We start from the raw sequence: 23,360 nt of genomic DNA, 5'->3' as shown, positions 1-23,360 counted from the left end.
CACCCTTCTCGGGTTTGGTGTGCATATCTAACACTGTCGAAATGTGCAACAATTTGATCTCAAACAAATTATGAAATACCGATGTTTACTTCAGTTAAATTTTTTGAATTTCGTCACTTTTTCACTACATTTACTGACTTTATTGTTTATTGGGGTAAACATTATCTTTCTTCCGGTCACCGATTAATATGCATTAATGCGATTAACAGCACATTAAAAGAAATAGAAAAATGTCAGCCCTTTTCTGGTCACATCAGAAGGTAAATTTCAGGTTTAAAAAGTGGGAGTAGAAAGGAAGCAAAATCCCGACATTCGAAGTCAGTTGAAAATGAATTTGAAGCGAAATTGTGGTGAAAAAATCAACGCATCAGGAAATAGGTTTCGACAATAACGATAATCAGCAATACCCAGGTAAAAACCTTCCACGCCAGCAAAGGGTTCTTTTCAAGTAGAGGTGCGCCCTTAAGCTCTTTTACTATCGCCGGATTCGGGGTCGATAAATCCTGAAGAAACTCAGACATCACCTGATAGCGACATTGAGGTAATGGATGACAAACCTTTTTCAGAACCAAATCCATCCATGCCGGAATGTCATTTCGGTAGGTCAAGGTCGATACATAACTGAAATCCTGACGTTGAGTGACATCATAAACTGTGGAGCGTAATCGCTCATAGGGCTTTTGCCCTGTCAGCATTTCATAAATAATGATGCCGACTGAAAACAGATCAGAAAAAGGCGTTGCCTTCTTCCCAGCAAGATATTCTGGTGCCATATAATCAATATCCCCGACGGGTATCGACTCTTTGATGCCCCCAGCTATATCTTCAAGGCCCTCTACCTGGGCCGTACCAAAATCGATGAATACAGCCCAGCCTTTATCAGTCAAAATAATATTCTCAGGTTTCAAATCCCGATGAACTATTCCCATTCGCTGCAAATAGCGTAGCGACTTAACCAACTCACTGGCTATCACACGAACTTTTTCCAATGTCGGCTCAGGGTTATCAAGCATCCATTGCCTCAGCGTTGTGCCTTCAACATAGTCACAGACATGATAGAGAAAAGAAGACTGCATCGAGTAACGGTGAATTTTCATAACCGAAGGGTGATCGATTTGATTACCCAACCAACCTTCACGGATAAAACCCTGAAGATAGAGCATATCGTCAGAAAAATTTTGCGAAGGCACTTTTAAGACATAGCTCTTACCGTCGAACTGACTAGCAGCGAGATAGACATGACTTCGGGAGCCACTGTGGATCACCCGGGTTATTTCATACTGATCGATCCGATTGCCTTCTTTCATTACCGGCGGGATCACCCTTTGGGTCAATCGCCTTTCCGCTTCCTGTAAATTCTCTTCAGGCAAAGCATCAACACTCAGCAGCAAGCAGGTCACATTATCCGTACTGCCATTTTCAATCGCTCGCTCGACAATAGTTCTGGCCCTGGCTTTCAGGGATTGCCCGTGCACCGATAACAAACCAGCCAATTCAGGTTCTGTCAGCCAATCATGGAGGCCATCTGTAGACAGCACAAAAATATCATCCTGTTCAAGTAACTCCCGGCGATAGTCAACATCAAGTCGATTATCCATCCCCAGCGCCCGGGTAAGAAAATGACTCTTTCCTCCCTGTTTACGACTGTGATCGCTTGTCAACTGAACCAATCGGTGTTGGCGATAACGGTAAATCCGGCTATCACCGATATGAAGAAGGTGTGCGGTATTCGATTTAAAAATAATGCTGCTGAAAGTCGTCACCAGACCGTTATGGCGCAAATCACTCTGACAGCCGTGAAAATACAACCAACTGTTAAGCGCTTTAAGCACCCTGGCTGCGGAATGCTTTGCCCCCCAACTGTCAGGAGTACTGTAATAATCATCAATGAATTGGGTAACGCTGGTGTGGCTGGCTTGCTGCCCGTTCTCACTACAACTGACGCCATCAGCAATACATGCAACTATTCCTTTGTACTTCTTCACGTTATCGCGATGCGGACAATGCGCCGCAAAAGCATCCTGATTGGCCTTCCTGCTCCCGGCTGTTGAATAGCCCCCCAGAGACACCTGAAGGTCATCAAGCGGTTGCGTTGTTACATCTTCAGCGACATCCATTTGTTCACCTCCCTGACGGATGGAATAGCTGCCATCGCAGGCAGCTATTCCATTATCACTATTATGTGTTTCTAACTGTTAGCAACATCAATCATAGTCACACTACCGTCTTCATTGATTTCAGCAATCTGCCCGGATGGTTCTTCCATCATCAGCAGAGTAACAAAACCAATAATTGCCGTTGCACCGATAACAAAGAAGAAGGTGCTGTAATCCACCAGCGACAAAATAGTAAGGTAACAAACAGCCCCGACATTACCGTAAGCGCCTGTCATTCCGGCAATCTGCCCGGTCATACGACGCTTGATAAGAGGAACCGTAGCAAAAACAGCCCCTTCACCGGACTGAACAAAGAAAGAGCAAGCCATAGCGGCTGCGACTGCCAGCCATACCGGCCAGCTACTATCAACCATGCCCATCAGGAAGTAACCGCCCGCCAGGCCTGCCGTTAAAATCAGTAAGGTCAGCTTGCGGCCAAACTTATCGGACAACCAGCCTCCGCCAGGACGGGACATCAGGTTCATAAACGCATAAGCCGACGCCACCATACCGGCAACCACAGGCGTCAGTTCAAAGGTTTCTGAAAAGAACAGCGGCAACATAGAAACGACAGCCAGCTCTGAGCCGAAGGTAGCAAAATAAAGCACATTCAAAATAGCGACTTGCTTGAATTTATACTGATGGATCTCCGGTACCGGCTCTTTAAAGATATGCTTATTGACTTTCCACACCTGACTCACTTCATAAAGGTATATAACGGCCAGCACCAGATAAATCGCGATTTCCATTGTCTCACTAAGCAAAGAAACACCGGCCGGTGACAACTTCCAAGCCAGCAATGCCAGTGCACCGTACATAGGAAGCTTCATCAGCAGCAGTAGGTAAAAGTCCCCTTTAGAAGTAACTTCCATCGCCCCTAAGTTCTTAGGTTTAAAATAGGTAGCGCCCTTTGGTGTATCGGAAACATTGATATAAAAGATATAAGAAAAGATCAGGCTCATTGCTCCGGTGATAGCCATGGCATAACGCCAGCCATCTTCCCCGCCAAACATCACGGCAATAGTCGGTAGGGTAAAAGCTGCTGCCGCTGAACCAAAGTTACCCCAGCCGCCGTAAATCCCTTCGGCTGTACCCAGCTCATTATGAGGAAACCACTCAGACACCAGCCTGATTCCAATCACGAAACCGGCACCGATAAGTCCCAGCGCAAAACGGGCTATTGCGGCCTGAACAAAATCATCGGCAAATGCGAACACAAAACAGGGAACGGCACAAACCGCCAGCAAAGCTGAATACACTAAACGAGGACCATACTTATCGGTCAGCATACCGATCAGCACCCGCGCCGGTATGGTAAAGGCAACGTTAAGAATAAGCAGTGTTTTGATTTCTGCCGTGGTCAACCCGAGCGACTCTTTCACGGACTGCAACAAAGGCGCAAAGTTGAACCACACTACAAAGGTGATGAAAAAAGCAAACCAGCTAAAGTGAAGGATTTTCATCTTCCCGGTCATCGAAAATATGTTGAACTTACCTGTATCTGTCATTGTCTCTTTCCTTTATTGACTGACTGATAAGCCAACTGCAGTAAACATGCCAATTTACATTCAAGTAAAAACAAAAGGTTAAATCAAAAAAATCAGATAAAATGAGAACTTAGAAATAAGGCTGCACCAAAGCGATCATTTCCGCACCAGATATAAACATAAAAGAACAATTAATTTCATATTTATGCAGTTCAGTTAATTTAAATATCAAAAATAAGAATTAGTTAGTTATATAGATATAAAAGATGGAGCCTTATGCTCCATCTTTACTTATAAACCCAGTTTTTTAACTCAATCTCAGCTGAACATCACCCTGTTTTAACCTCACCGCATAGGTTCTCAGCTGATACTCCGGCTGCTCAAGACATTGTCCTGTATTCAAGCTGAAGTGCTGCTTGTACAAAGGTGATGCAACAACCGCCTCCCCCTCAAGCGAGCCGATGATCCCCCTTGAAATCACATTTGCCTCACCAATCGGATCGTAATTAGATAATGCATACAAGGCGCGGGTACGGCCGCAATAAAAAACCGCTATCTGCTCGTCACCAACCAATGCACACACCCCGGTGTTTCTGATTAAATCCTGTTGCTTACAAACCGTCTGCCACTGTTCCATCAACTGCTCCTACTCATTAACCTGAACGACATCAATTTGGCCTTGCTTGAGATACTCGTGAGCTAAAGCAGGGCGACGTTGCCCCCGTTCACTGATGTAACGTAACTGACTGTCCGGTTCTGGACTGTTCACAAAGTGCCTGAAACGCTTCAATTTCTCCGGTGATGCCAGGGTAGTTTTCCACTCACACTGATACTGACCCAGAGTGTTTTCCATTTCAGTTTCCAGCTCATCGCCAATACCAAGCTTATCTTCAATTACAACCTGTTTGAGGTAATCCAGGCCGCCTTCCAAATTTTCCAGCCAGACGGATGTCCGCTGTAAACGATCAGCGGTGCGAATATAGAACATTAAAATTCGATCGATATAGCTAACCAGAGTCTGGCTATCCAGATCCGAAGCAAATAAATCAGCATGGCGAGGACGCATCCCGCCATTACCACAAACATAAAGGTTCCAGCCGTTTTCGGTGGCGATCACCCCAATATCTTTCGACTGGGCTTCGGCGCATTCACGGGTACAACCTGAAACTGCAAACTTCAATTTATGAGGAGCACGTAAGCCTTTGTAGCGATTTTCCAAATCAACCGCAAAACCGACACTGTCCTTAACGCCATATCGGCACCAGGTGCTGCCGACACAGGACTTCACCGTTCTGACCGCCTTGCCGTACGCATGACCGGTTTCAAAACCGGCATCCACCAGTTTCTGCCAAATCAACGGCAGTTCATGAAGCCGGGCTCCAAACAAATCTACCCGCTGACCACCGGTGATCTTGGTATAAAGGTTAAACTCCTTAGCAACCATACCGAGGACAATCAGTTTTTCCGGTGTGATTTCCCCACCGGGGATCCGCGGAACCACAGAGTAAGTGCCGTCTTTTTGCATGTTACCGAGGAAGATATCATTGGTATCCTGCAGGCCGATATGCTGCTCATCAAGCACATAATTATTCCAGAAAGAAGCCAGAATCGACCCGACAGCCGGTTTACAGACATCACATCCCAGTCCCTGACCATAGTCATCCAGCAACTCATCAAAAGTTCTGATCTTCTTCACCCGGACAATATCAGCCAGCTCCTGACGGGAGTAAGCAAAGTGCTCGCACAAATGGTTATTCACTTCGTAGCCAAGAGTAGCCAGCTCATTGTCCAGGATCTGTTTAGCCAACGCCGAGCAACCACCGCACCCGGTTGAGGCTTTAGTCTCGGCCTTAAGGGTAGCCATATCACTACAACCTTCAGCCACGGCTTGTTTGATCTGAGCTTTGGTGACATCAAAACACGAACAAACCTGAGCATGGTCGGGCAAGGCATCAACACCCAACGCAGTAGCTCCGTCATCATCCACAGGGGGCAATAACAATACCGCCGGATTTTCCGGTAAAGGCATGTCATTTAGCTTCATCTGCAAAATCTGGTCATAGGCCTCAACATCGCCTACCAGCACGGCCCCGAGGATTTCGTCGCCGTCAGCGGAAACAATCAGTCGCTTATAGATCTGCTCGATATCATCACTGAAGGTATAAGACTGCGCTCCCGGAGTCTGGCCATGGGCATCACCGATACTGGCGACATCGACACCAAGCAGCTTGAGTTTGGTACTCATATCCGCGCCGGTGAAAAACTCATTAACACCAAAGAGATGAGAAGCCGCGACTTTTGCCATCTTGTAACCCGGTGCCACCAGCCCGAAAACCTTCTGCTGCCACAGCGCACACTCACCCACTGCGTAAATATCCGGAACACTGGTCTGACAGTTGTCATTAATAACAATGCCGCCCCGTTCTCCCACTTCCAGACCACACCGGCGGGCAAGTTCATCCTGAGGGCGAATACCGGCTGAAAACACGATCATATCGGTTTCAAGAAAACTGCCATCAGAGAAGTTCATCCGGTAGCGGCATTTTTCTCCGGCAATGATTTCAGTGGTCGCTTTCTCTGTATGAACCTCGACTCCAAGCTGACTGATCTTATGGCTCAATAACTCGCCGCCACCTTCATCCAACTGGACGATCATCAGCCTGGGAGCAAACTCAACCACATGGGTTTCCAGCCCCATATTTTTTAATGCATTGGCGGCCTCCAGCCCTAACAAACCGCCTCCGACGACCACACCAACCTGGCTTTGTTTGCCGGAAGCTTCAATTGCCTCCAAATCTTCGATTGTCCGGTAAACATGGCAGTGTGATTGATCATTTCCAGGAATCGGCGGCACAAAAGGATAAGACCCCGTTGCCAGCACCAATTTGTCATATGCTTCCGTTCTGCCGTTCACTGTCACAACCTGACGAGCCTCGACATCAATCTCTGCCACTTTTTCATTCAGAACATAGTTAATACCGTAGGACTGATAATAATCTTCATCAGTCAAAGCCAGATCCTGCGCCGACGCTCCGGAGAAATACTTACTGAGCTGAACCCTGTCATAGGCCAGTCTGGGCTCTTCAGAAAACGTAACAATCTCAAATTGTTCTTCTTCGTTACGCTGCACCAATTCATCAATAAAGCGATGGCCTACCATACCGTTGCCGACCACAACTACACGCTGCCTGTCCATATAACATCCTCACTGTCATTTGTTTTTTAAGCCGACAACCTGCTGGCCTGCTGGTTTTCCGTGGCTGAAAACCACTGCAATTGCTCAGCTAAACCAACAACCTGGCCAACAACAATTAATGCCGGAGACTGAACCTGATGCTGAATAACCAAAGCTTCAAGCTGACACAACTCACCGCAGATCACCCGCTGTTGCGGACAACATCCTTTTTCAATCAAAGCAACCTGTGTATCCGCAGAAAGGCCGGCCTCACTTAACCCCTTACTGATTAATCCGGCTTTAGTAAGCCCCATATAAAACACCAGGGTATGATTGAGCTTTACCAGCGCGTCCCAACGAATCATGAGATCTTTTTCTGTATGGGCAGTCACAAAGGTGCAGCCCTGTGACAGGCCGCGATGAGTCAGAGGAATACCGGCATAAGCACTACACCCGGCAGCAGCTGTGATCCCCGGCACCACCTCAAACTCAATCCCAGCCTCACTGAGCGCAAGAATTTCCTCTCCCCCACGGCCAAATACAAACGCATCTCCGCCTTTAAGGCGGCAGACATTCATCCCCTCTCTGGCTTTAGCAACTAACAAGGCATTAATCTCTGCCTGCGACAAGCTTTGCTTCCCTTTGGCCTTGCCGACATAATTTGTTGCTGTCGCCGCAGGAAACAAGGCACAAATTTCAGGGCTGACCAACCTGTCGAACACAATCAGATCAGCCTGCTCAATTACCCTCATCGCTTTCACCGTCAACAACTCAGGATCTCCGGGACCAGCCCCGACAAGGCTGACACACCCAGACTTACCTTCACGCTTTGTCGTTGTGACAGTAAAGTCAGAAAAACCGGGTGACAGTATTTCATTCGCTATTGCTCTCTCTAACATCACTTTTCCTTACGTACAGTCCATGTACGTTCATTGCGACTTTACTTATTCAAACTTGCTTTCATGCTTTACTTGAAAGAGCAAAGACAATGCCAGCTTCATTCTCCTTTAAGCCGTCAGCAATAAGCCATTGTTATTAAAAGAAACACCTCTAAATTAAGGCCAATTCATCAGCTTTTATTCCCAAAACAGAAGCTGTCCGGCCATATTTAATCGCACTCATTTTGTGCACCGCACACCAGAATAATGCATGGCAAAAAAGCCAGACTCCGCACAGCAAACCCAGCCAACTACCACTTTATGGCTACATTTGGAACAATATTCCAACAGATCCCTGTTAATGGCGTGTTTGACCTTTTACCCAGCTACCTTAAGTGCCGATATCCGGATCTGGCTTAGTTATTGCTGCTGTTGATGCAAGGAAAGAGGGGGGATATTAAAGATGCAAAGGAAGCAATCATGGATAAAAAGCACCTGCGCCTATTGTGGCGTTGGCTGCGGTATAGAAGCAAAGCATACCAATAGAGGGGGCCTGGAAATCCGGGGAGATAAAACCCACCCAGCCAATTTCGGCAAACTGTGTTCGAAAGGAATGGCGCTGGGAGAAACAGTGATCCATCAGGGACGACTGCTCAAACCCAGCATAGAAGGTAATAACTGCAACTGGGATCAGGCTCTGGATTACGTTGCCGATCAGTTCAGCGAAATCATCCGCGAACATGGCCCGCAGGCTGTAGCTTTTTATGTTTCGGGGCAATTGCTGACTGAAGACTACTATGTCGCGAACAAGCTGATGAAGGGGTTTATCGGCAGCAGTAATATCGACACCAACTCCCGACTCTGTATGTCATCCAGTGTGGCCGGACATAAACGCGCTTTTGGAGCAGACTGCGTTCCCGGATGCTATGAAGATCTGGAGCTGGCCGACTTAATTATTCTCACCGGTTCTAATCTGGCCTGGTGCCACCCGGTTCTTTACCAGCGGGTCAAAGCTGCTAAACAAGCCCGTCCGCAACTAAAGATCATCGTCATCGATCCACGCACCACTGCCAGTTGTGAAATTGCCGATTTACACCTTGCTATCAAACCGGGCACTGATGTTGCTTTGTTCAACGGACTGCTTTGCTATATGGCTCAGCACGGAAAGCTCAACCAGGACTACATTGCATCCCATACAGAAGGCGTTAAACTCGCCTTGTCGAGCGCCCGAACGGATGCCGAAGAACTGTTAAAGCTAGCTCAGAAGACAGAACTCTCACCGCAACAACTGACAGCTTTTTTCCAACACTTCGCTGACACCGAAAATATCGTCACCGTTTATTCTCAAGGAGTCAACCAATCCACCCACGGTTGCGATAAAGTCAACAGCATTATCAACTGCCACCTTGCAACGGGACGGATCGGCAAACCCGGCTGCGGCCCTTTTTCTGTCACCGGACAACCCAATGCCATGGGAGGTCGCGAAGTCGGCGGATTAGCCAATGTGCTCGCCGCCCACATGGATTTCGGTAACGACAGTCACCATCAGCTGATCAGTGAGTTCTGGCAAACGGACAAACTTACCAAAGCCCCCGGCCTTAAAGCCATAGAGATGTTTGATGCTATTGACCAAGGCAAAATAAAAGCCGTCTGGATCATGGCGACCAACCCGGCGGTCAGCCTGCCGGACAGTAAAAAAATCAACCGGGCTTTAACCAAGTGCCCCATAGTCGTCGTCTCCGACTGCATGGCTGATACAGATACGACCCGCCACGCCAGTGTCTTACTGCCGGTACAAGGCTGGAGCGAAAAATCCGGCACTGTCACTAACTCAGAACGCAGAATATCACGCCAGCGCCGATTGCTGCCGACACCGGGTGAAGGCAGGCCGGACTGGTGGATCATCAGCCAGGTCGCCAAACGAATGGGATTCACCCATGCTTTCAACTACCGTCACGAAGCGGAGATTTTCAGCGAATACTGCAAAATGACCGGATTGGGAAATCACGGCCAAAACAGGCGACAACTTAACCTTTCTGGATTCGCAAACCTGACAGCTAAAGAGTACCACCAGCTAACACCAGTCCAGTGGCCTGTTATCTCCAATCAGGATTTCACCACTAACGAAGAAACTCAACACAACAAGCGGCTGTTTGCCGACGGAGTATTCTCAACACCTTCCGGCAAAGCTCAGTTCATCGCAGTTCACAGCCAGCCACCAGCTAGCCGAACAACAGTCGATTACCCTCTGCTTTTAAATACCGGACGAATTCGCGACCAATGGCACACCATGACAAGAAGCGGTCTTGCTCCCAGGCTGAGCGAACATTCCCCTGAACCATTTATCTCTGTGTCCCCAGAAGATGCCAGTGCCTATGGGCTCAGCCATCATCAACTGGCTCAAATCAGCAGCCCATTAGGCAGTGCCACTCTGCACGTGAATATCACAAATGATGTTCGGCAGGGTGAGCTGTTCGCCCCTATCCACTGGAGCAATACCAATACCAGCGCCGCTAAAATTTGTACTCTGATCTATCCGCATACCGACACACTGTCAGGGCAGCCTGAGTTCAAATGCACTCCGGTAACCATTAAACGATTTAATTACCGCAGCGAAGCTGTTTTACTTTCAACCGACTCCTCTGAATTCGAACCTGAACTCCATAAATACGAATACTGGAGTAAGCAAAGAGTAGCCAACGGTTACCTGTTCCGTATCGCCAGCCTACTGCCACCAAAAGAGTTAATGCTTCAGCTCCGTCATTACTGCTATCGACAAAACGGGCGGCAACTCAACTTCAGTAACGAAGCCAAAGAACATTACCGCTTTGCGGCCATCAGTCATCATCAGGAACAACAACAGCTCAATTGTTATTTCTGGGTTGCAGGCAAATTACAACATCAGGAACTGGACTGGCTTCATGCCATTGTAGGCGAGAATGCTGATGACACTGTCGCCCGTTCGCTATTGTCAGGATCAGCAGAAGGCAGGCTCCGCGCCGGAAAAAACGTATGTGCCTGCAAGAAAGTCGGAAAAAACACCATCTGCCAGGCAATCAGGGAGCATCAGTTAGACTCTGTTGAACAAATCAGCACCCACACTCAAGCAGGCACCGGATGTGGCAGCTGTATCGGAGAAATACAGCAGCTACTGTCAGAACAGCAGGCGAAAAGCCCAGCGCCATAGTCTTACATTCACACAAATATTCATGAGCCACATAAAACGAAAGCTAGGAGATGAATGAAACTGAGATAGCGACCCGCCGAAGATAAGGTCTATATTTTAACTATCAGATTTTTCAGGAATTAAGTAATACCTGTCGGTATTTTATCTTCGGAAGCGACTTTGAACGCGATAAGGAGCTGGCATGTTTCAGCAATACATCCATCAGAGCACACAAAAAGTCCATGAAATAATGCAGCTGGCAGTTAATGAACTGCTCAGCCTTCATCTCAATACTTTGACCTCAGACTTTATCCTGCTCGGCCTGCTACTTCAGGATAAATCTGAAGCCCTGGAAGTGTTGAACTCCCTACTTCCTGATCACGCCGCCAAACGTAAGGCGATGATGGATCAAATATACCAACGTCACCCTCCCCAACCGACAGTCAATGTAGAGAAAGTCGCGACCTCACCGGATTCCGATAAAGTTATGGAAATTGCCAGCCAGGAAGCCAACCGAATAGGCGATACCTATATCGGCGCAGGCATTTTGCTGGTGGCACTCAGCAACGAACAGTCCGGCCCCGCAGCCGAGATACTGAAAACCACGGGCTTAAACCCAGAGCAGATCAGGGCTGAACTACTAAAAAAGCGGGAAGGTAATATCCTGGCCACCGCCGATGCCGAAAGCCGGGTTAACGTTCTCAAAGAGTACACCATCGACTTAACTGAAATGGCACTTCGGGGGGAGCTTGATCCTGTGATCGGCAGGGAGGATGAAATGCGCCGGGTGATCCAGACCTTGTCACGCCGCAAGAAAAACAACCCGGTACTGATCGGTGAAGCTGGTGTCGGAAAAACCGTCATTGTCGAAGGTATTGCCCAGCGTATTGCAGAGGCCGATGTGCCGGAAACCCTGCTCAACAAACGCATTCTCTCGCTCGATATGGCCCAAATTGTTGCCGGCTCAAATATGCGGGGAGAGTTCGAGCAGCGACTGGTTAGCGTCCGAGATGCTGTTGTTGAAGCCGAGGGAAAGATCATCCTGTTTATTGATGAACTGCATACCGTTGTCGGCACCGGTTCATCCCCCGGCGGCATCGACGCCCCTTCTCTGCTCAAAACCGCCCTCGCCAAAGGAAGCCTGCAGGTGATCGGCGCAGATACCACAGATGAATACCGCAAGTATGTGGAATCCGACAAAGCCCTCGAACGCCGCTTCCAGCCGATACTGGTTCAGGAGCCGACACTGGATGAAACCGTGCAAATTCTGGAAGGTCTGTGTCCCCGCTACGAAAAACATCATCAAATCACCTATGACAGTGATGCATTGCAAGCAGCCGCACGCCTTTCTGAACGCTATATTGCCGACCGTTTCCTGCCCGACAAGGCCGTCGATTTGCTGGACGAAGCCGGTGCGAGAAAACGGCTGGAGTTTATCGCCATGCCGACCAAGCTGCGCAAACTCGAACGCAAACGCCAGCAACTACTAAGTAAAAAACAAGCCGCCTTTGATCAGCAGGATTATGAAACCGCCGCCTCGCACCAGGTTGAACTCAGTAAGTTAATGGAAAATCTGGAAAACGAACGGCAGGATTGGCAAAACGCCACAGCCAACGCCGAAAAAGTTGTTTATGCCGAAGACATCGCCAAAGTTGTTGCAAAATGGACCGGGATTCCGATAGCCAGAATGGTTGAATCTGAAGCCGACAAACTGTCAAACATGGAAGAAAACCTCCATAAGCGTATTGCCGGACAGGATGATGCCATCAAAGCGATTTCTGATGCTATTCGCCGTAACCGGGCCGGAATTTCCGAATCCAAACGCCCGATTGGCTCGTTTTTATTCCTCGGCCCTACCGGATCCGGTAAAACCGCCCTTGCCAAAGCTCTGACTGAGTTTCTGCTTGATGATGAAACACGAATTATCCAGCTCGATATGTCCGAATACATGGAGCGGCACGAAGTTTCCAAAATGATTGGTGCGCCTCCTGGCTATATCGGGTACGGCGAAGGCGGACAACTGACAGAGAAAGTACGGCGTAACCCGTATTCCGTTGTCCTGCTGGATGAAATAGAAAAAGCACACCCGGATGTGTTCAACATGCTGCTGCAAATCCTCGAAGACGGCCACCTGACCGATGCCCAGGGACGACAAGTCTCTTTTCGTAACACCGTTATTATCGGCACCTCAAACCTGGGAGTAGAAACTCTTGGTCCGGATCGCAAGCAAATCGGCTTTATGTATTCAGTAACGCCGAGTTATGAAGAAGCCAAGCACAACGTCTTGCAGGAAGTAAAACGCTTCTTTAAACCGGAATTTCTCAACCGCCTCGATGACATCATCGTGTTCCATTTCCTTGAACGGAACCATGTCCTGCTTATTGCTCATATGATGATTGCCGAGCTAAAAAAAAGGCTTGGAGAGAAAGAGATCCAACTGAATGTAAATGAAGAGGTAATTTCGAAGCTGGCAACCGACGGGTTCGATATCAACTATGGTGCCAGACCACTGCGCAGGGAAATAGAAAAACAGCTGGAAAACCCGCTGGCTTCTTACTTAATCAACCACGGTGGAAAAACACAATGCACTGTCGATGTTTTTCTGGAAAACCATCAAATTTGTTTCCAGGTTAACGGCGATAAAGTTGTAACTGGCAGCAACTGAAGCCGTGATCAGCCATCATAACTTGAGAAGCTTGTTACCATACCAAAAGAAAAGGCTGAGACTATCATCCGATAATCTCAGCCCTTGTATTTTAAGAGAGTTAATTAACTAATTCGGAAACGGCTCATCATTGATTGCAGGTTCGCCGCCAGCTGACTCAGTTCAACACAAGCCTTGGCTGTTTGCTCAGCACCAACAGCAACTTCAGTCGATGACTGGTGAATGCTTTCCACATTGCGACCCAGCTCTTCGGTTACCGAATCCTGCTCACTGCATGCACTGGCAATTTGCTGGCTCATGTCAGCAATCTGCGCCACCGTCTGTTCGATGTTCTGGATAGTTTCACCGGTATTCTGGCTTTGAGTCACACACTCCTGAATCATCACACAACTTTCACTTGTAGCATCCTTCGCGGCATTGGCGCTCTTCTGCAGTTTCTCGATAATCGCGACAATCTCACCGGTTGAGTCCTGAGTCCGGCCAGCCAATGTTCTTACTTCATCAGCCACCACAGCAAAACCGCGGCCCTGCTCACCGGCACGAGCGGCCTCAATTGCTGCATTCAATGCCAGCAGGTTAGTCTGATCGGCAATACCTCGGATAACATCAACCACCATGCTGATATTGCCCGACTCCTGCTCAAGCTGCTGAACAAGCTCGCCCGCATTCTCAATTTTCTGAGAAACACGAGTAATAGAGTCAATGTTCTGCTGGACGTCATCACAGCCCTGTTTGGCTTCATCATTTGCCGAAGACGCCGAGATCGACGCCGTTTCAGTATTATTTGCCACATCAGCTACAGTCGCTTTCATCTGATCCATGGCTGTTGCCACCATGGTGATTTCACTTTGCTGTTGCTGCATGCCTGTTGATGACTGCTCAGATACTGCACTCACCTCTTCAACCGCCGCACTCAGCTGAGTCACCGATGCAACGATTTCTTCTACCAATTTACGCAGATTATCCTGCATTTTTATGGACGAATCCGCCAACTGGCCTAATTCATCATTACCGATCTCATCACGCTTAAGGAAATGAGTTAAATTACCCGAGGCGATTTCCGCCGACAGAGCCATCACCTGATTCAGCGGCAGACAAATCTGACGGGTCAGGAAGATATTCATCAGTACCATAATCGCCAACACAGCCAAAATACAGGAAAGAGTGAGCATAGTGACCCGACTAATACTACCCAGCATATTTGTACGGTTGTTCGCCACAAACTCCAGGTTCAGCTCTCGCAAATCATCAAGCGAAATCATTAATCGATTAAACTGTGCAAAAGTATTAACCAATAAATCTTCCGCTTTATGCGCATCTCCGGCCTCTGCTGCGGCTTCATAACCACGAATACCAAACAGATAGGTATCCCATGCAAGGTTCACCGCATCAAATACTCTTTGCTCCTTATCAGAAACAACTGTCGCTTCATAATCCGACAGCTTTTTTTCAATACTCTTAATATGCAGCCTTGTTTTCTCAAGCGTATTGCGCATTGATGTAGGATTATCCTCGAAAGTCAGGACAAAAAACTGGGTTGTACGAACACTGGTAACTTCATATTTCAGCTCTTCAACCGACAGTACACTCGGAATGGTAGAGTCCGTGAAATCCATGGTTCCTGCACGAACCAATTTCAACTCACTAACCAGAAACAAACCAAATGCGATAAAAACTGCAGCAATGGCAGCAAAGACAACCGCTATTTTTTTACCTATCGATAAATTTTTATACGTCATTGTTTATCAACCTGTAGCCTTATAGGCAAAGTTTTACAGCTCAACTACACGTTGGATTAACCATCTCCTTTCTGGTTGCAGTTCACACCGTCACAAACCCAACAATAAAATTATTAAAAATAGCTTTTAACTACTTCTTCTCTCGCAATGTAATTGAATACAAAACTTACAAAAGTTATTAAAGCCACTATTTTTATTCGCTACTAATGAGTGCAATAAATCACAATCAAATATCGAGTCAATATTGACTCATCAATCAAATTCAAATAACTAAATCAATAAAGCAAATGCAGCAAGAATCTTTTCTTGAGTGATTCCGAATAGCCTGCGCTGCTTTATAAGAAACCAACGACAAAAAAGGCTGCCCGGCATACAGCCAAACACCCTTTCTCATTAAACTAATTGAATTCACATGCGTTTCGCATCCTAAACCGAAACGCTAATCAGCAACTAGTGTTACTCACTATCTGATTGAAATCTACAGCATGATTCATAACAAGCGACATCCCTTTCTATTTTCTTAAGTACCACAACAATAAAAAACTGAATTTCTATTGGTAACCAATAAAAACATCACCAAAACCGATAACCAAACCGAGTTATATAAATCACATCTAAGCTAAACAACTTATTTTTAATTATTAAACCTCAGAAATAAATACAAATATAAATTAACAAAATTTAATGCATTCAATGCAGGGAAAAGATAAATATGTCGATGAAAAAAGAGAACAGAATATCGCTAATTGCTCAATCTGCGGAAGTAATCAAGAAAATAACTTTTCGAAATTCCAAAATAACAAAGCCCCGACATTTCTGCCGGGGCTTTTCTAATGTGGCGCAGCGCTCAGGGTATAGGGGACTTTCAAATCCCGAATAGCGTTAGCCTAAACGAAAAAAAGCCGCTGATTAATCAGCGGCTTTCTTAAATGTGGCGGAGAGATAGGGATTTACTTCGCCCTTCGGGCCGTTGCTTACAACGCCTTCGGCTAGCAACGTTGTCTCGCTTCGCTCGGCTGAACCCTCTCTAAGGTTCTTCACCCTATCTCTACATCATAAAATTTAAGCATAAAAAAACCGCTGATAGTTCAGCGGTTTCTTTAAATGTGGCGGAGAGATAGGGATTTGAACCCTAGATACGCTACAAACGTATGCCGGTTTTCAAGACCGGTGCTTTCAACCACTCAGCCATCTCTCCGAAATGTGGCGGTGAGGGAGGGATTCGAACCCTCGATACGTTGCCGTATACACACTTTCCAGGCGTGCTCCTTCAGCCACTCGGACACCTCACCAAATTGTTGTCGAGCCTTGCTCGTCTCAACGGCGGCTAATTTAATGGCTTAGAGAGTTAGGGTCAAGCGCTTTTCTCTAAATATTTATCGACTGCTGGCGAATAAAACAATTCGCTCTATTCTTGATCCAATCTGCTGTTTTTATTCACTGCTAAACTTCTAACAAAGTGCTCATTAATGAGCTCAATAAGAAAAATCAGTGGCAAAGGACATCTCTATGGGTCTGAAAGGGATATGCGTTTTTTTGATTTTATGGGTCACCGCAGTCTGGGGCTCGGAATCATCAGAACAGACCGATCCCCGAGTGGCTCAGTTGGAAGAGCAAATCCGCCAACTCCAGAGACAAGAACAGACACCAGAAGTTACCAAAACACTTGATTCTCTCTCGCAAGCTAAAAGCCAATTAGAAAAAACCGCTGACTTTAATAAAGAAACCCAAAAGTACCGTAATCTTGTCGCTGAGTTTGACGAACGCAGTCAGGTAATCAAGGAACAAATAGCCAGTTTCACAACTACTAAGTTTCCTGATTTTAACGACTGGGATCAGGATCAGTTGACACTGGAAATTGCCGAACAAGATAACCATCTTGATCAGCTAGAGCTGAATCGTCAAAACAGTAAAAACGAATTACAAGCTATTGAGCGGGGTATTGATGAGTTTTCTTATCTATCCAAACAATTACAACAACACATCCAGGAAACAGAAAAACTGCTCAAGCACGAACAGCAACAGGCAACCAGCAAAATCACGCTGATAACGCTGGAAATCGCCCACCAGTTTTATGTTAGCCAGCTTTATGCCCTTGAAGCTAAACAGCTCAGTGCCGGCAACCGACGAACTCTGGCTAAACAGCAAATTCAGCTTTTTAATCAGGAAATTGAAGCTCGTCAGGCCTATCGCAACAATCTCCAACGCCGGCTGAGCAGGCTGATGCGCGCCGAAGCCAGAGACTCGACAGAAGACAGTGAAGAACTCCAGCAGGAGCTATCCGATCAGCCACCTTCCCTGAAGCAACTGTTACAGAATAACCAGCGTTATACTTCAGAGCTGACTGTATTTGCCAACAGAACAGAGCAAATTCAACAACAACAGCAAAACTCATCTGATCAAATCGACCTGGTAAATAAAACCGCCGATGACCTCGAAACCATGACCGAATGGCTCAAACTCAGCCCGGCATTCAGCGAAAACCTTCGCACCCGGATGAAACGCCTGCCCAGCCCGCCGCCAATTGAATCTCTGGACAGGGATATAGCACAAAGCCAAATCAAAAAATATGAATACCAGCAACGCTACGATGCCCTGACAGAAATGTCTCAGGGACCAAGAACCCAGTCGCTAACACCGGAGCAGCAACAAACAGAGCAAAAGCTGATAGAAACCAACCTGATTCTGTTAGATCGGCTGATCGATAATTCCGACATTCTGATTTATCAGCAAGCCACGTTAAAAGTCGCCTATGAAAAACTCAACAGCAATCTGACAGAACTAAAAAACCTGGCCGCCAAGAGGCTTTTCTGGGCACCGGATACCAATCCACTCAATCTGACCGTACTCAGCAATACCTGGGACAAGTTGAAATGGTTCTTCTCCCCGGCTCAATGGCTAAACCTGGGCAAAGTTCCGGCGGCAGCTGAGTCATCCACCCTGTTATTTGTTCTCGGTTTTATTGCTTTCATTATTGCCACTCTTCGCTGGTTAAAAAAACACTGGCTGAACTACCTGACCACCACCAGCCACATGATCGGCAAAGTCACTCTGGACAAATTCAGCTATAGCTCACTCAACGTTCTGATTTCTTTTCTACTGGCATGGCCAATACCTATCATCATCACCTTAATCGGGTTCCTGTTGAGCTCGGCCTGGCAGTACCCCTTTATTCATCATCTCGGCCAGGCTTTGACGCTCCCTATCTCCCTGACCATCTTTCTTTTCATGCGGGAACTCGTCCGGGAAGATGGTCTGTTAATCCGTCATTTTGACTGGGAGCCGCATTATGTCCACGGTGCATTCACGTATTACCGCCAGTTGATCTGGCTGTACATACCTATGATGATCATTCAGGATTTTTCCCATCTTTACAGTGATATCGATGTTAATGCCACACTCGGACGACTGGCATTTATCATCAGCAACCTAGCCGTCAGTGTTTTCCTCTGGCAGCTGTATCGAATGAAGTTGCCGATGACTTACGGCGAGATGCCCAAGGGTAAAGCGCATATCGGCCACCATCTATTTTGGTCTACCTTGGTTGCTACTCCTCAGGTGCTCAACTATACGGCTTTGAAAGGTTATCTCACCTCATCTCAGGCCGTTATGGAAAAGCTGGAAATATCGGCTGTCGTCGGTGTCATCACTTTGCTGATCTACTACCTGATCAAACGCCTGATGCTGCTGCAGAAACGACGCCTCGCCTTTGAAAGAGCCAAAGCGAAAAGGCAGGAAATCCTTGCTCAGCGACTGGCTGAAATGAAAGAAGATAAAGAAGAGAGTTTCAGCAGCAGTGAAATGCAAATCGAAGTTGAAGAGCCAGTAGTGGATCTGGATAAGATCAGTGCCCAGTCTTTGCGCCTGTTGCGTTCGGTTTTACTGCTGATTTACCTCTCCATCATTACCTTAGTTTGGTCAGATTTCTATCAGGCAATTACCTTCCTGGAAGATGTCACCCTATGGGATGTCAGCAGTAGCATCGACGGAATTGATGAAATCAGTGCAATATCACTGAAGAGTATTTTGCTGGCAGCACTGGCCTTCTGGCTTACCGCTATCCTTGCCAGAGACATGCCCGGTGCGATGGAGCTGTTAGTCCTTCAGCATATCGACTTATCACCGGGGACCGGATATGCCATCACCTCCCTGACCCGCTATCTGGTGATCTTTATGGGGATCATAATCGGATCTGCACTGATTGGCTTTGACTGGTCCAAGATGCAGTGGCTGGTCGCGGCTTTGGGGGTGGGTTTAGGCTTTGGCTTGCAAGAAATCTTCGCCAATTTCATCTCCGGCCTGATCATATTATTCGAACGGCCGATCCGCATCGGTGATACGGTCACAATCCGCCAACTAACCGGTGTGATCACTAAAATACAAACCCGAGCGACAACCATCATTGATTGGGACAGAAAAGAAGTCATCATGCCGAATAAAGCCTTCGTCACCGAGCAATTCGTCAACTGGTCGCTCTCGGATCCGATCACCCGGGTAACAATTTCGATCAGCGTCAAGTATCTTGCCGACAGCGACCTGGTTACCCGACTGCTGTTTGAAGCCGCAGAAGAGTGCGAACTGGTGCTGGATAACCCGGCCCCGGAAGTCTTTTTCCTTACCCTGACCGCTGACAGCCAGAACTTTGAAGTACGCGCCTATGCTGCCGAAACCGCACACCGGCTCAGCCTGACCCATGACCTCCACAACCGGATCAAGAGCAAGTTTATTCAGCACAATATTGATATCGCCCATCCGCAACTGGAAGTGACACTGAAAAAGCGACAAATGCATCCGCTCAGTCAATAATTGATCCCTATGAACCAAAAACGCGAGAAACGGTAATTCCGCTTCTCGCGCATATTCTCTGCTCAGAGTATCAAAGCAAATTTAATTCTCAGCGATTAAGCCTGCTGATGTGTGTAGCCTGGAACACGGAACAGACGGCGGCACAGGTCAAGAAACTGACCGTAAACCACACCCAGCATGCTTGAAACCACGGCGTTACTGGTTACCGCTGTAATGATCTGGTCAACATCGGCACCAACAACCCACAGAATTCCGGCATAAACCGGAGACTGGAACAACACAAATGCCACCATGTCTGACAACCACTTCATCCAGTTGGTTGGTGACAGGCGATGTCCGTTACGCACTACAAAGTCACGGAATACGCCATATGGCCAGGCAATCGCAATGTTGACCGGAATCGACAGAGTTCGCGATGCTAAAGACTGTTCAAAGGTCATCCCCGACACAAATACCTCAATCAGCATGCCGGTGACGAAACTGAAGATCACCATAGCAAAAGTATCCGCCGCCGCGTTTCGAACATTGAATTGACCTTTAACAGACATACCGCAAACCTCCATAATTAGAAAATAAGGCCAAGAAAAACCATATATAAAGTTACTTACACTGGATAAAAAGCAAATAGCCAGTTGATTTGCGTATTAGAACAGGTTTTTAGCAAAATAACCCACCAAAGTTAATCTTAGTTGGTTAATTTACGACTAATTTTCAGCCAATTAGTGGCAGATTCAACTACCCAGGCAGAACTGACGTGCTGCAATTCAAAATAACGCCTTAGTCAGACAATAAATCTAAATTAATTCTGTGATATCCGACCTAATATATGAAGTTAGCAACACAAAGTTCACCCTGAACACTAACTATCAATAATAACCTCGTTTTTATTCATAGCTTCAAACAAAAAACGTTAAGAGACAAAATTAAAAATCAAGCATAATACCTTGTTTTATAGGCGCTTAATGGAAATACATAAAAGAAAAAACACAAATTAAAACACTTCATAAAAACACTTATTAAGGATAGTAAATCATCATTTATTCCACTTAAACTATCATCTTTCCATCTCATAAGTTTATCTAAAGCCAAACCTTAGAAAATCTCACCTTTACCTTGATAAATTTAAATCAAACCTCTTGGCACTGATTAATTATCCGACCAATATCCTGTTATCTCCTGCAATAGAAGCATTTTCCACCGCTACTTAACTGACAGAACTGAAAGTGAGTTACATGTTTGTGTTTTTCTTAGAGAACGCCACCACTTTTTTGTCATACATACCGTTCCTGAACGAAAAAAAACACCTCTCTGACGAAATACGGCAACAAGCACTAATCAAAAAAAAGCCCCAACCAAATGGCCGGGGCTTTGCATAGCTACTCAGCTTATCTCTCTATTATTGCCAAATCTGAAGGAGCGACACGATGAGAACCAACAAAATAGCTGCCATTGGGGCTCAAACTGTAACCGACAAATGAAGCCGCTTCGACAGCCAGTTCCGTCGCAGCTCTGTCTACCGAGCCAAAGTCAGCATTTCCTTCAACCTCTGCACTTGTGAGGGTGCCGACGCCGATGTTATGGGTACCTGTCATCAATCGTGTATACGAGCGAGAAGTACTGTTCAGAGTATTTTCCAAACCGTATAGCACCTCCAGAGGCCCGGCTTCATCTTCAAACGCATCTACAAACTGCCCTTTGCTGAATTCGATCTGGATATCCGGATCGATATAGGAAACACCGGTGGAAATATTCGTCCCGCCCATACTCACGACAGATGCCATGATTACAGTCAATTGCTTCTTGTTCATTTTGACACCATTTTTTATTGTTAGATTTGGATTTATCACACCACCGCAATAAGCCACTAATTGCACTTAATATTTGGCGCAAAACCCACAGAACAATGCTCTGTATATCTGCTGTATTTGGACAAAATGTTAAGTGGAATATTTTAAATTAAACTCCTAACACACTGTTTTTAAGTAATAAATATAATGAGCAAAGATTCGCTTTAACTTATTTACTCTACCGCAAACGGATGATTTCCAAAGATATACGGAATGTCGTCCGATTTAGTTCTGGGGAGTTTAAGATAAAGAAAATGAAGCAATAATGAGGAGAAAAAATTTTGCTTTCGTGACAAAAATAACGGGGAAAATGACGAAAGAATAGACTCAGAAAGCCCACACCAGAAGCTGGTTTTACACGACAGAGCGCGAATTACAGGCATAAAAAAACCGCCTAAAAGGCGGTTCTTTCGGAAGATGGCGGTGAGGGAGGGATTCGAACCCTCGATACGTTGCCGTATACACACTTTCCAGGCGTGCTCCTTCAGCCACTCGGACACCTCACCAAATTGTTGCTGAGCACTATCGTCTCAACGAGGCGTTACTATAGTGTTCTCGCTGTACAAGGTCAATAAAAACCAGGAAAAAGGCAATCAAACGCTCAATATTACAGCAGCATAACGTACAGACCCGACAAAAAAACATGTTAGCCTGTCCAGAGCGTGCCAGACTGATACAATACCCGCCCGGGGTAAGCCCCTCAATTTATGTCATCAATTTCTGTTGACGCTTTCGTTCCTGTACCGCGTTCACCGGAAATGAAAATAAATCAATTAACTGAGATTGTATTATGTCTTCACAACTGAGTGAGTTACTACAAAACCCACAACTGGCAGATCAGCTACTTTCCGAAGCTCAAACCCGTGGTTTTGTTACCGCGATGGCTGCAGCCCCTCACCTGATTGATCCGGCAGAGTGGCTGGCTTTCCTTTGGGGCGGAGAGGAAACGTCACCATTTGCCAGCCATGAAGAGCTGGAAACGTATGCCAATGCAATCGTCAACCTGTGGAACGAAACCCGTGAAGCTCTGCTGACCGGTAGCTGGCAGTGGCCAGAAGCCTGCCGCCTGGACGATAAAGAGCTGGTTACCCAGGAAACCCGCGAACTGGCTGAAGGTGTCCTGCAGGGTTGGCAGCTGGCCCGTGATGACTGGGAAACCATCATGCCGGAAGAAAGTGAAGACAACGCCCTGCTTGGCGGCGTACTGCTTTGCTTCAGCCTGCTTTACGATCCGGAAAATGCAATGGAAGCTCTGTCACAGGAAGGCGCTGACAGCCTGGCACAGTTTGAAGAGATCTTTAATTCTGTACCGACCATGATTTGTGGCCTGACACTACGAGCCCACGCCCTGGTTGAAGAGCAGTAATCGCCCGTAACAACAAATTGTAAAAATGGCAGCGAATCCCCTCCGCTGCCATTTTTTTACTATTAGCTATTCGTT

General features: G+C 46.7%; 12 protein-coding genes, 3 tRNA genes and 1 other RNA gene. 4 read left to right on the top strand and 12 right to left on the bottom strand.

All coding sequences use genetic code 11. The features are described 5' to 3' along the window. Window positions 1–359: 359 nt before the first annotated feature. The 5 genes from C942_RS02115 to cobA all read right to left on the bottom strand — a co-directional run bounded on the left by C942_RS02115 (window position 360) and on the right by cobA (window position 7,717). The gene (locus C942_RS02115) at window positions 360–2,117 is read right to left on the bottom strand and encodes a bifunctional protein-serine/threonine kinase/phosphatase (RefSeq protein ID WP_007461909.1); all 1,758 of its coding nucleotides are present in this window, start codon (window positions 2,115–2,117) and stop codon (window positions 360–362) included. 71 nt (window positions 2,118–2,188) lie between these two features. Next, complete coding sequence (locus C942_RS02110) at window positions 2,189–3,664, bottom strand: NarK family nitrate/nitrite MFS transporter (RefSeq protein WP_007461907.1); 1,476 nt, start codon at window positions 3,662–3,664, stop codon at window positions 2,189–2,191. A 286-nt stretch (window positions 3,665–3,950) separates the two neighbouring features. Then, a complete protein-coding gene (gene nirD / locus C942_RS02105) occupies window positions 3,951–4,280 on the bottom strand; it encodes a nitrite reductase small subunit NirD (protein ID WP_007461905.1) in 330 nt (109 codons plus the stop codon). Window positions 4,281–4,289: 9 nt separating this feature from the next. After that, window positions 4,290–6,839, bottom strand: a complete 2,550-nt coding sequence (nirB, locus tag C942_RS02100) for a nitrite reductase large subunit NirB (protein ID WP_007461903.1) — start codon at window positions 6,837–6,839, stop codon at window positions 4,290–4,292. Between the two features lie 26 nt (window positions 6,840–6,865). After that, window positions 6,866–7,717, bottom strand: coding sequence for a uroporphyrinogen-III C-methyltransferase (cobA, locus tag C942_RS02095; protein ID WP_007461901.1), 852 nt, complete (start codon window positions 7,715–7,717; stop codon window positions 6,866–6,868). A 442-nt stretch (window positions 7,718–8,159) separates the two neighbouring features. Here cobA and C942_RS02090 point away from each other — a divergent pair, with 442 nt between their 5' ends. Then, window positions 8,160–10,883, top strand: a complete 2,724-nt coding sequence (locus C942_RS02090) for a nitrate reductase (protein ID WP_036798377.1) — start codon at window positions 8,160–8,162, stop codon at window positions 10,881–10,883. A gap of 181 nt (window positions 10,884–11,064) precedes the next feature. After that, entirely contained in the window at window positions 11,065–13,527 is a 2,463-nt protein-coding gene (locus tag C942_RS02085) for an ATP-dependent Clp protease ATP-binding subunit (protein ID WP_007461896.1), read from the top strand. Between the two features lie 104 nt (window positions 13,528–13,631). Here C942_RS02085 and C942_RS02080 read toward each other — a convergent pair whose 3' ends face one another. The 4 genes from C942_RS02080 to C942_RS02070 form a co-directional block, all read right to left on the bottom strand. Beyond that, window positions 13,632–15,266 (bottom strand): methyl-accepting chemotaxis protein, encoded by a 1,635-nt coding sequence (locus C942_RS02080; RefSeq protein WP_007461893.1) that lies wholly within the window; start codon window positions 15,264–15,266, stop codon window positions 13,632–13,634. Window positions 15,267–16,198: 932 nt separating this feature from the next. Next, a non-coding RNA gene (locus C942_RS24530) (RtT sRNA) lies at window positions 16,199–16,327 on the bottom strand. Between the two features lie 46 nt (window positions 16,328–16,373). Then, window positions 16,374–16,464, bottom strand: a tRNA-Ser gene (locus tag C942_RS02075). Between the two features lie 6 nt (window positions 16,465–16,470). Then, a tRNA-Ser gene (locus C942_RS02070) sits at window positions 16,471–16,558 on the bottom strand. A gap of 199 nt (window positions 16,559–16,757) precedes the next feature. On the opposite strand from C942_RS02070, the gene mscM reads away from it, so the two are divergent. Continuing rightward, window positions 16,758–20,072 carry a miniconductance mechanosensitive channel MscM gene (gene mscM, locus C942_RS02065; protein WP_232428122.1) on the top strand — a complete coding sequence of 1,105 codons (3,315 nt, stop codon included), beginning with the start codon at window positions 16,758–16,760 and terminating at the stop codon, window positions 20,070–20,072. Window positions 20,073–20,167: 95 nt separating this feature from the next. Here mscM and C942_RS02060 read toward each other — a convergent pair whose 3' ends face one another. The 3 genes from C942_RS02060 to C942_RS02050 form a co-directional block, all read right to left on the bottom strand. Continuing rightward, a complete protein-coding gene (locus tag C942_RS02060) occupies window positions 20,168–20,620 on the bottom strand; it encodes an L-alanine exporter AlaE (protein WP_007461884.1) in 453 nt (150 codons plus the stop codon). Between the two features lie 837 nt (window positions 20,621–21,457). Next, window positions 21,458–21,880, bottom strand: a complete 423-nt coding sequence (locus C942_RS02055) for a hypothetical protein (protein WP_007461882.1) — start codon at window positions 21,878–21,880, stop codon at window positions 21,458–21,460. Between the two features lie 457 nt (window positions 21,881–22,337). Continuing rightward, window positions 22,338–22,425: transfer RNA gene (locus C942_RS02050), tRNA-Ser, on the bottom strand. Window positions 22,426–22,709: 284 nt separating this feature from the next. On the opposite strand from C942_RS02050, the gene C942_RS02045 reads away from it, so the two are divergent. Further along, window positions 22,710–23,285 (top strand): UPF0149 family protein, encoded by a 576-nt coding sequence (locus tag C942_RS02045; protein ID WP_007461880.1) that lies wholly within the window; start codon window positions 22,710–22,712, stop codon window positions 23,283–23,285. The last annotated feature ends 75 nt before the right edge of the window (window positions 23,286–23,360 follow it).

Source organism: Photobacterium marinum (assembly GCF_000331515.1).
GTDB classification, from domain to species: Bacteria; Pseudomonadota; Gammaproteobacteria; order Enterobacterales; family Vibrionaceae; genus Photobacterium; species Photobacterium marinum.
The sequence above is the reverse complement of the archived record's forward strand: the minus strand, read 5'-3'. Positions and strand labels throughout refer to the sequence as shown.

Coding starts and splice junctions, on each gene's coding strand:
- C942_RS02115 (WP_007461909.1), bottom strand. CDS start 2,117: ATGGATGTCGCTGAAGATGTAACAACGCAACCGCTTGATGACCTTCAG.
- C942_RS02110 (WP_007461907.1), bottom strand. CDS start 3,664: ATGACAGATACAGGTAAGTTCAACATATTTTCGATGACCGGGAAGATG.
- nirD (WP_007461905.1), bottom strand. CDS start 4,280: ATGGAACAGTGGCAGACGGTTTGTAAGCAACAGGATTTAATCAGAAAC.
- nirB (WP_007461903.1), bottom strand. CDS start 6,839: ATGGACAGGCAGCGTGTAGTTGTGGTCGGCAACGGTATGGTAGGCCAT.
- cobA (WP_007461901.1), bottom strand. CDS start 7,717: ATGTTAGAGAGAGCAATAGCGAATGAAATACTGTCACCCGGTTTTTCT.
- C942_RS02090 (WP_036798377.1), top strand. CDS start 8,160: ATGCAAAGGAAGCAATCATGGATAAAAAGCACCTGCGCCTATTGTGGC.
- C942_RS02085 (WP_007461896.1), top strand. CDS start 11,065: ATGTTTCAGCAATACATCCATCAGAGCACACAAAAAGTCCATGAAATA.
- C942_RS02080 (WP_007461893.1), bottom strand. CDS start 15,266: ATGACGTATAAAAATTTATCGATAGGTAAAAAAATAGCGGTTGTCTTT.
- C942_RS02060 (WP_007461884.1), bottom strand. CDS start 20,620: ATGTCTGTTAAAGGTCAATTCAATGTTCGAAACGCGGCGGCGGATACT.
- C942_RS02055 (WP_007461882.1), bottom strand. CDS start 21,880: ATGAACAAGAAGCAATTGACTGTAATCATGGCATCTGTCGTGAGTATG.
- C942_RS02045 (WP_007461880.1), top strand. CDS start 22,710: ATGTCTTCACAACTGAGTGAGTTACTACAAAACCCACAACTGGCAGAT.